Raw genomic sequence first — 6,673 nt, 5'->3', positions numbered from 1 at the left:
TGCGCGAATTCGGCATCTCCTCCGGCAACGTCCGCATCAGCGACCACACCCAGCGCAAGGGATACATGCGCAACAAGTTCGCCGACGCCTGGCGCCGCTACTGCCCCACCGTCCACCCCCTCGGCCCACCCCCGAGACAGAGCACCCCCCGCTGACCTGGCAGCCGCAGGACGCGTTCCAGCCATCCCAGCGTTAAGGCCGCGGACTGCCGCACGGTGTTCAGAAACCGAGCAGACCGCTGTTCAGCCGCTGAGCAAGGTGCCTGTTCAGCCACGGAACAGGCACCGCACCACGCGCGTGAGCGGCACGCCAGACCGTGACGGCAAACAGGTCCGTCTCGTGCCGTCCCAACCGTCCCTGCCGCATAACCGCAGCTCAGGACGCCTTCCGCCGGGACGGATCAGCGTCCCAAGACGGAACCGGTTCCGTACCGGTACGGCAGCAGCCCCTCCGCGCCACGGCACGCACCCACCGGGACTGCCCCTGCCGTACCCACCCTGACCTGCGGCTGCAACGGCCAAGACGCCAAGACGGATCTTCCAGCACACCCCTCGCCCGTAAGGACGTCCTCCCGCATGCCCACCACCCCCACCGGCGCGCACCCCGCCGCCACCGGGACCTTCGCCCGCACCACGATCACCGTCGTGATGGCAGTCATCGCCGCACTCGCCTTCGTCTTCTCCTTCGGCAACGTCTGGACCCTGGCCCTCCGGCTCGGCGTCCCCCGCCCGATCGCGCCCCTGATCGCACCGATGGTCGACCTGTCCGTCGTCGGCCTCCTCGTCGCCCTCCACCACCTCGCCGCCCACGGCACCGACCCCGCCCACCTGCGCTCAGCCACCCGCCTCATGCACCTGTGCGGCCTGCTCACCCTCGCCCTCAACACCGCCGAGCCGCTACTGGCCCGCCACTATGGCCGCGCCGCCATCGACACCGTCGCCCCCGCACTCCTGCTGGGCTGGGGAACCGTCGGCCCCACCCTCCTCCGCCACCTCCACACACCACCCCAACCGGCACAGCAGGGTCAGCCAGCCACGACGCCGCTGACTGCCGCCGCTGCACCCGCCCAACGGACCCTGGCCCCGACAGCCCATCCTTCGCCACCCAACGCGCAAACCCGGCCGGGGAGCACCACACCCACCACCCCGCGCAAGCGCACCGGACGACCGCCGGCGGCATCCATGGACCAGCTCCTCGCCGTAGCCCGCCCCGCTGTCGCCGAGCACGGCCTCAGCCTGGCCGTGGTCAAGCAGGCGATAAGCGACACCGGTACACCGGTCGCCAGCTCCCGGTTGACGCAGTTGATGAAGCACCTCAAGGACGAACACGCCCCCGCCGCCGAAGCGATCGAACCGGCGCGGACGCATCCTGCGGACGCCTGACCAAAGCTCCGCCGACCAAGGCTCGCGCATGTCCGCGATCCGGATGTGCGGAACTCCCGCATGGGACTTCCGCACATCCGGGGCACTGCCTCCTACACCCCGAACCCAGACTGACCAAACCGCCACCCGTCCGAACCATGACCTGTGCAACGAGAGGACCCGCACCGTCATCCGCCACACCGAAAACGTCCCGCTGGAGATCACCGTGAAGCCCACCCCCGAGACCGTCCAGGACGCCGAGGAAAGCCCCGCGCCTGCCACCAAGGCCCGTAAGCTGGCTGGTCTGTGGCGGCGAGCCTTCAACAACACGGCTCCTGGCGGAGCCAGTTGTACCCAGTCTCCGACTGTTAGCCGGAGTCTGGGGTCCTCCGCCCCGGGGGTGGCGGAGGAGGCCCGGCGCGAGGGCGCGCCGGGCGGAGAAGCAGGCGCCGCCAGCGGCCCCGCCCCGGACGCACTCGACGCCGTCCAGCGCGCCGTACTCGCCGCCGCACACACCCACGACCGCGCCCGCACTGCGCGGACCACAGCCGTGCCGGTGGGCGAGGAAGACGCAGCGTTCATCCACGCAGGCGTCCCCGCTCTCGACGTGCCGCCGCTCGCAGTCCTCGCCAGTACGCAGGCGATACCGAAGGGCAAGATCCGCCGGTTCAACGGCAAGCGCCGCACGCTGCGCGTCGGGCCGGTGGGCTTCACCGAGTCCGAGCACGCCGACCTCCTGGCGGCGGCCGAGCGGCACGGCTACGAGGGCACCCTGTCGGGCTACCTGGCGGATATCGCGCTGGCCTTCATCCGGGGCGCGTTCACCGTCGATCTTCCCCTGCACACCGACCGGCAGGCGGTACAGGAGTTCCGCGCGCAGATCCGGTACGAGATCAACCGGATCGGGGTCAACATCAACCAGATGATGCACGTGCTGCACCGCGACGACCGGATCGAACCCGACATCCGCGAACGCCTGGAAAACCTGGACCTGCTGCTGACCCGTATCGCCCGCGCCCTGCTCCTGCCCGCCGAGGCCGCCGAGCCCACTGCCGGGGAGGACGCGTGATCCCTTCGGTGAAGAAGCCCGGCGGGAACACCCGCGGGCTGCTGGCCTACCTCTACGGGCCCGGCCGGCACGACGAACACCACGACCCGCACATCGTCGCCTCCTTCAGCCCCCGCGGCCTGCCCGACCCCGGCCGCGACCAGGACGCCACCCTCACCGCCCTCGGCCAGATCCTCGACGCCCCCGTCCGCCTCCGCAACGAAGGCTTCGGCAAACCCGTCACCGACCACGTCTGGCACTGCCCCGTGCGCACCGCCCCCGGCGACCGGTACCTGTCCGACGCCGAATGGGGCGAGATCGCCCGCCGTATCGTCCACGCCGCCGGCATCGCCCCCGACGGCGACCCCCTGGCCTGCCGCTGGATCGCCGTACGCCACGCGGACGACCACCTCCACATCCTGGCCACCACCGTCCGCGAAGACGGCCGCCGCCCCAAGCTCCACAACTGCGGCATGCGCGCCCAGGCCGAAGCCCGCCTCATCGAGACCGAACTCGGCCTCCACCAAGTCGCCCCCGGCGACCGGACCGGCGACCATAGCCCGACCCAGGCCGAAGTGCACAAGGCCGACCGGCTCGGCTGGGAGCAGACCAGCCGCGCCTGGCTGCAGGAGCGCATCCGGGCCGCCATCCCGCACGCCGCCAGCGTGGAGGAGCTGTTCGCCTACCTTGAGGCCGACGGTGTCGAGGTCAAGGTCCGCCGGCTTCCCTCCGGCGACCTCCAGGGCTACAGCGTCGGCCGCCCCGGCGACCTGAAAGCCGACGGCACCCAGCTCTACATCCCCGGCGGGAAAATCGCCCCCGACCTGACCCTCCCCAAGCTCCGCGACCGCCTCGCGGGGAGCGCGCCGGAGGAACAACCGACAGCCCGCCGCAACCGCCGCAGCACGAGCTGGCAGCGCACCACCAGCGCCCTCGACTCCCTCCATGACCACCTCACCCAGCACCCCGACACCTGGGACGACGCGCGGGCGCAGGCACAGATCACCGCGCTCGGCGAGATCATCGACGCCACCGCCCAGACCGGACCCGCCGAACTGCGCAACCAACTGCGCTCCGCCAGCCGGGAGTTCGCCCGCGCCCAGCGCTCCCGCATCCGCGCCGACCACCACACCGCAACCGGACTGCGCCAGGCCGCCCGCGACATCGCCCACGCCGGCGACGGCCCCGACGGCAGCACCTTCGCCGTCCTGCTCACCGCCCTGGTCTGGTCAGCGATCCTCGCCGCCCGCTGGCACCAGGCCCGCGGCCACCACCAGCAGGCCGAAGCAGCCCGTACCGCGGTGATCCATCTGCAAGCCGCCTACGACCAGGCCGCCGCCCCCCACCTCACCGCCCTCACCCACCGGCAACCCAACCCGGACATCACCCACACCCTCGCCGCACAAGTCCGCACCGCCGTCCCCGACCACGCCGACCGCATCCTCACCGACCCCACCTGGCCCGCCCTCGCAACCGTCCTCGCCGACGCCCACGCCGCCGGCCACCCGCCCCGCGCACTTCTCACCGAAGCAGCCGCCCGCCGCGAACTCACCACAGCCCGCCAACCCGCCCGCGTCCTCCTCGGCCGCATCCAACACACCGCTCGCAACCCCGCACCCAACCCCCGCGCCGAAGCAGCCCGCCAACGCTCCCAAGCCGCAGGCAACCTCCCCCGCCCATACAGTCCGAGTTCCACTGCGACCACCACCGGCCTGCCCACCGACCCTCGCCGTCCCCGCAGTCGGTGACAGCGCACGCGATCTCCAAACCGAGCCTTCGTGACGGAGTGAACGCATGTCGGTGCATGCCTGGCGGCGTAGGCGACGCTCTCTAAGTCGGGCGTCGCCTACGACTCCGGCACACTGAACTGGGCGCGGGAGGCCGATGTGCGCTTCATGTAGGTCTTCGACGGGCCTGGCTGCGGTTGAACCAGTCACCAGTACCTAGACAAGGCCGGAGAGATGCTCCGAACGGTCGGCGGCATGCCCGATCTCTCATCCGCGATGCAAGCGTGCCTTCGCGCCCAGACCCGACCATGCGCCTGAGGCATAAGTCACTGACAGATAGTGGAAAGGCGAAGGATGATGGTCGCGAAACCTCCCATGGGTGCGGTTGGGCCCGCGCAGAGCGACGAGCTGGTTCACTTCACCAGCAGGGGCAGGGAGCCGGGACCGAACGCAACGCCGGACATCCGAGCAATGACCGCCAGCCAGCGCCTGGACTCGATAATCGGCAGCGAGACACTACGTTCCTTCGCCCCCTACAACGTGGCTCGCGCGTGCATCTGCTTTTCCGAGAGCCCGGTCGCGCACCTGGCGCACCTCATTGGGGAGAGGCGGTTCGAGCCGTGGGGAGTTGTGGCCACGCGCGAGGGATTGCTCGCCGCTGGCGGTGGCACGGTCGCCTACGTGCCAAACGAGGTCTACGACCAGTTCCGTTCGGCTGGGCTGGAGCACTGGGCGGTGCGAACTGGCGCCGACTCCACTTGGATGCACGAGCGTGAATGGCGGGTGCCTGCTCCCGACGGAACTGCCGGCATGCAGCTGTACAACCTGAGGGCTGTCCTGATCGGAGACCGAGACTGGCGTCCAACTGAAGTCCGTACAGGCTTGTTCATCCACATGGATCAGGGAGAGCTCTGTGGAGGATGCGGGGATCCGTTCTGTGAGGAGATGACGGACCTCCCGCGTCTATGGTTGCAGAGCGAGATATGGGTGTGGAACCCGATGGCTCGCCACGTCGAGCGTTATTCGCCGGGAGCACTGCGTTGAGTCAGCCCGGAGAGGTGCCTGCGAGCTTCTTCTCCCTGCGACGCGTTGGACTTGCCGATCAGCCACTTGCGGTGCCGCCGCGTTTTCGGTCCCCGTCCAGATGTGGAATCACGGTCGGCAGCCGTGGCTGAAACTTAGACTGGCAGTGCGCGACGTTGGCAGAGCGGGCGTCATGCTCAGCAGAGACGAGCGCCGTACTCCTCATTAGGGCTGAGGAGTACGGCGCTCGTCGCTGCTGCGGTCGTTCTCAGATCAGGCCGAAGTCGGCCCCGTTGTCGCGGACCAGCGCGAGCAGGCCGTCCCACTCGTTCTGGGTGAAGCGCAGGGCTGGCCCGGCCTTGTCCTTCGAGTCGCGGACAAGGATGTCGCCGTGGGTCGCCAGGCGGCTGGCGACCTCGACGCAGTTGTTGCCGGTGCCGTCGCTGTACGACGACTTGACCCATGCCTCGTCGGGGAGCAGTTCGTTGGCTGGAACGTGTGGAGTGTTAATGGCTCTACTACCTTCGTGCTAGTTCTTCCAGGAAGTCGATGGTCTCTTCGAGGCCCAGGGCCACGCCCACCATCGCGTTGAACCGGCGAGTGAACCGATCCACTTCGCGGGGCTTGTCCGAGGTGGAGACGGCGCCCCAAGCATTGTCCGTCTGCACCCGGGCTGGCAGCTCCCCCAGGTCGAGGATCGTGAAGTCGTTGCTGGATCGGTAGCCGCTCCTGAAGGGCAGCACCTGGATCGAGAATTGATCCTCTCGCGCCAGCTTGATGATCTCCAGGTACTGATCCCGCATCACGTCATCATCGCCTACCGGAATCCTCAGTGCCGCCTCACCCAGGATGACGCGGGTTCGGATGGGGTCCTCGCGCTCAAAGACCCGGCGCTTGCGCTCCATCCGCAGTTCGACGTTGCGCTTGATGAACTCGCTCGTGGTGTCCTCGACCGCGCGCTGCACTTCGAACAGGGCTCGGGCGTACGCCTCGGTCTGGAGCAGCCCGTACACCACCGTGGGGTGGTAGCCGCTGATCAGCCTCGCTTCCGCTTCAAGCCCTACGTAGTGCGGCATTCCGGTGGGCATGACGCTTCGGTACTGCGTCAGCCACTCGTCGTTCACCCCCTCGCGGTTCAGCTCGACCAACTGCTCGACCAGCGACTCGTCCGTGACGCCGTACCTCTTCAAGAGCGTCCGCAAATCGCCTGGATTACGGCGGAAGTTGAGTTCGCCGTTCTCGATCCGGGCGAGGCTGGCCTCCGACAACTTGAGCCCGCGAATCGCCGCTCTGCGCGTCATCCCACGGGCGCGGCCCTCCTCGATGGGCGGGCAGTTCTCCCGCAACTGCTTCAACTGGAGACCCAGTTCCAGGCGCCGACCCGTGGCGCCTCGCTTCGCTGCCATCTGTGCACTACCCCCAAGCACCTGTGCATGCCGTGAACCACCGTGCGCAGTGTGTCGCATCCCCTGCGCAGCCATCAACACTTCCTGTGCAAGCCCATGAATATTCCA

The 6,673-nt window shown here is 68.9% G+C and carries 7 protein-coding genes; 5 read left to right on the top strand and 2 right to left on the bottom strand.

All coding sequences use genetic code 11. The features are described from left to right. The 5 genes from BGM09_RS28240 to BGM09_RS28220 form a co-directional block, all read left to right on the top strand. Positions 1-155, top strand: a 155-nt coding sequence (locus tag BGM09_RS28240) for a DUF3631 domain-containing protein (RefSeq protein ID WP_188284527.1), incomplete at its 5' end; no start/stop codon positions are given. Between the two features lie 420 nt (positions 156-575). After that, complete coding sequence (locus tag BGM09_RS28235; protein WP_188284526.1) at positions 576-1,382, top strand: DUF2637 domain-containing protein; 807 nt, start codon at positions 576-578, stop codon at positions 1,380-1,382. Between the two features lie 205 nt (positions 1,383-1,587). Beyond that, positions 1,588-2,430 carry a plasmid mobilization relaxosome protein MobC gene (locus tag BGM09_RS28230; RefSeq protein WP_317452928.1) on the top strand — a complete coding sequence of 281 codons (843 nt, stop codon included), beginning with the start codon at positions 1,588-1,590 and terminating at the stop codon, positions 2,428-2,430. Further along, positions 2,427-4,157, top strand: coding sequence for a mobilization protein (locus BGM09_RS28225; RefSeq protein ID WP_188284525.1), 1,731 nt, complete (start codon positions 2,427-2,429; stop codon positions 4,155-4,157). Before BGM09_RS28230 ends, BGM09_RS28225 begins: the two co-directional genes overlap by 4 nt. Before the next feature lie 333 nt (positions 4,158-4,490). Further along, positions 4,491-5,180 (top strand): hypothetical protein, encoded by a 690-nt coding sequence (locus tag BGM09_RS28220; protein ID WP_188284524.1) that lies wholly within the window; start codon positions 4,491-4,493, stop codon positions 5,178-5,180. A gap of 247 nt (positions 5,181-5,427) precedes the next feature. Here the strand turns inward: BGM09_RS28220 and BGM09_RS28215 are convergent, their stop codons facing one another. Continuing rightward, positions 5,428-5,640, bottom strand: a complete 213-nt coding sequence (locus tag BGM09_RS28215) for a DUF397 domain-containing protein (RefSeq protein WP_188284542.1) — start codon at positions 5,638-5,640, stop codon at positions 5,428-5,430. Positions 5,641-5,677: 37 nt separating this feature from the next. Then, on the bottom strand, positions 5,678-6,565 hold the full coding sequence (locus tag BGM09_RS28210) for a helix-turn-helix domain-containing protein (protein WP_188284523.1): 888 nt from the start codon (positions 6,563-6,565) through the stop codon (positions 5,678-5,680). Positions 6,566-6,673: the final 108 nt, after the last annotated feature.

Source organism: Streptomyces sp. CBMA29 (genome assembly GCF_014596445.1).
GTDB lineage: Bacteria > Actinomycetota > Actinomycetes > Streptomycetales > Streptomycetaceae > Actinacidiphila.
The sequence above is the reverse complement of the archived record's forward strand: the minus strand, read 5'-3'. Positions and strand labels throughout refer to the sequence as shown.